This is a genomic window from Novosphingobium lentum NBRC 107847 (assembly GCF_001590965.1).
GTDB lineage: Bacteria > Pseudomonadota > Alphaproteobacteria > Sphingomonadales > Sphingomonadaceae > Novosphingobium > Novosphingobium lentum.
In genome coordinates this window covers 1-2,460 of record NZ_BCTW01000043.1, presented here as the reverse complement: position 1 = coordinate 2,460, position 2,460 = coordinate 1, and the positions used below count along the sequence as shown (strand labels likewise).

At 64.1% G+C, this 2,460-nt stretch carries 2 protein-coding genes; both read right to left on the bottom strand.

From position 1 onward, the window contains the following. Positions 1 to 154: 154 nt before the first annotated feature. Entirely contained in the window at positions 155 to 889 is a 735-nt protein-coding gene (gene istB / locus NL2_RS20510; RefSeq protein WP_068078567.1) for an IS21-like element helper ATPase IstB, read from the bottom strand. Next, positions 822 to 2,387: an IS21 family transposase gene (gene istA, locus NL2_RS20505; protein ID WP_068078564.1), complete on the bottom strand. Its 1,566-nt coding sequence runs from the start codon at positions 2,385 to 2,387 to the stop codon at positions 822 to 824. Before istA ends, istB begins: the two co-directional genes overlap by 68 nt. Positions 2,388 to 2,460 lie beyond the last annotated feature (73 nt).

Here is a 2,460-nt window from a genome sequence, read left to right as displayed (position 1 = left end):
TGTCAATCGGCGCGGGATTATGACCCCGGATCGGCGTCCAACATTGCCCCCCCGGTATTGATGCTGGCGGCAGGTTCGGCATGGGGGTGAGGCGGTGGAGGGCGTAGCCCGGAGCCGGCTCACCCCCATGCCGATTGTCGTTCGTTTTGGTCAGTCAGGCAGCTTCGCGGTTCTTGAAGCGCCAGCTATCGTTGCCTGTCTCGATGATGTCGCAGTGGTGAGTGAGCCGATCGAGCAGCGCGGTGGTCATTTTGGCGTCGCCGAAGACCGAGGGCCATTCGCCGAACGCCAGATTGGTGGTGACCATGATCGAGGTCTGCTCGTAAAGTCGGCTGACGAGGTGGAACAGCAGTTGGCCGCCTGACAGCGCGAACGGCAGATATCCGAGTTCGTCGAGGATCACGAGATCGAGGCGCGACAGGTGGTCGGCGATACGGCCGGGTTTTCCGGCACGACTCTCGGCCTCGAGCCGATTTACCAGATCGATGGTGTTGTAATATCTGACTCTGGCACCGGTGCGCACGCATGCGCGTCCGGTCGCGATCGCCAGGTGCGTCTTGCCCGTTCCGGTGCCGCCGACGAGCACGGCGTTGCGCTGGGCTGCCAGGAACGCGCCAGTCGCGAGGTCTTTGACCAGCCCCTCGTTGATCGGCGTCGCTGTGAAGTCGAACGCGGCGATCTCCTTTGCGAGTGGCAACTTCGCTATGGTCATCTGATACTTGATCGAGCGCGCCTGCTTTTCGTCGATCTCAGCCTTCAGCAGATCACCCACCACGCGACCGGGCGCATGCTGCCGCTTCACCGCGTCGCTGATCACCTCGTCATAGGCGTGCCGCATGCCGGCAAGCTTCAGCGTTCCCATCATCTCCAGGATCTCGTGGCGTTCCATAAATACTCCTCAGGCTGTCGTATCGAGCGCAGTCGGCGATCGGCTCGTGGACAAGCCGCAGTGCCTCGGGCGTGGCGATGGTCAGCGGCGCTGATGGCTCGCGCTGACGGGTCAGGATGTTGAGCACGACGTCGCGGCTGACCGTACCGCCCGCCAGTGCCTCGGAGCAGGCGGCCTCGACCGCATCAAGCCCATCGATCGTTACCGCACTCAGGACGCCGACCATCTGGCGATCACCATCGGCATGGCCGGCGAGGCGGCGCCGTACCCGCTCGATCGCCGGCGGAAGCGGCCAGTCCTTGAACGGCGCGCCGTTGCGCAACGCGCCGGGCTTCCTCGCCAGCACAGGCACGTAGTGCCAAGGATCATAGATGGTCTGCTCGCGCCCGAACCGGCGGATATGTTCGCCGACGCTCTCGCCATCCTGGCGGATGACGATGCGATCGGCATAGGCATGGATATCAACCGGCCGGCCGCTGGCCGCTGCATGCACCGAGTATTTGTTGTAATCGAACCGCACCAGCAACGTCTTCGATACCGACGCGGGGACCGCATGGAAGCCGTCGAACGGCCCACGATAGGCGATCAGCGCGGGGCGGTCGGCTGCTTCGAACACCTCCCAGACGGTGCGATCCTTCAACTCGGGATGCGCCGCCTGCTTCGATCGCGCGACGCAGCGATCCTCCAGCCAGGCGTTCATCTCGGCGTAGCTCCTGAACCGCAACCGCGGCGTGAAGAAGCGTTCACGCACCAGCCCGACCTGATTCTCGACCTGCCCCTTCTCCCAGCCCGACGCCGGCGTGCACGCCACCGGCTCGACCAGATAATGCCCGCACATCTGCTCGAAGCGACGATTATATTTACGCTCGCGGCCGACAAAGATCGCATCGACCGCCGTCTTCATGTTGTCGTAGATCCCGCGCTGGCAGGCGCCACCAAAGAACGCGAACGCCCGGTCATGGGCATCGAACACCATCTCCTGGCTCTCGCGCGGATAGGCCCGGACGTAGAACATGCGGCTGTGGCAAAGTCGCATGTGCGCGACCTTCACCGTGGTCGTGACCCCGGCCAGCACCACGATCTCATGGCTCCAGTCGAACTGGTAAGCCTCGCCCGGAGCAAAGCTCAGCGGCACGAAGGCCGCCGCCGTCACCGCCGAACGCTCGCGATGCCAGTTCGCTGCATAGCGCCGGACTGCATCGTAGCCGCCGCGGTAGCCAAGCCCCTGGAGTTCCTCGAACACCCGAACCATCGTCAACCGTTCGCGCCGTGCCTTGCGCTCGTTCGCCTCGAGAAGCCCGTCCAGCTCGGACGCCCATGGCCCCAGCTTTGGCAACGGCTGCACGCAGCGCTCATAAGCAAACGCCGTCTCGCCCGACCGTAGGACCTTCCTGACCGTGTTCCGCGACACGCCAAGATCCCGCACAATCTCCTTGATCGACTTGCCCTTGACGAAAAACTCGCGCCGAATGCGCGCCACCGTCTCCACGACCAGCATCTCCCAACCGCTCCCGCCGCAAAGCGCAGGAGCGTGAACCGCAATCGTTCAGGGGGTCAATTTTGCACGCCGA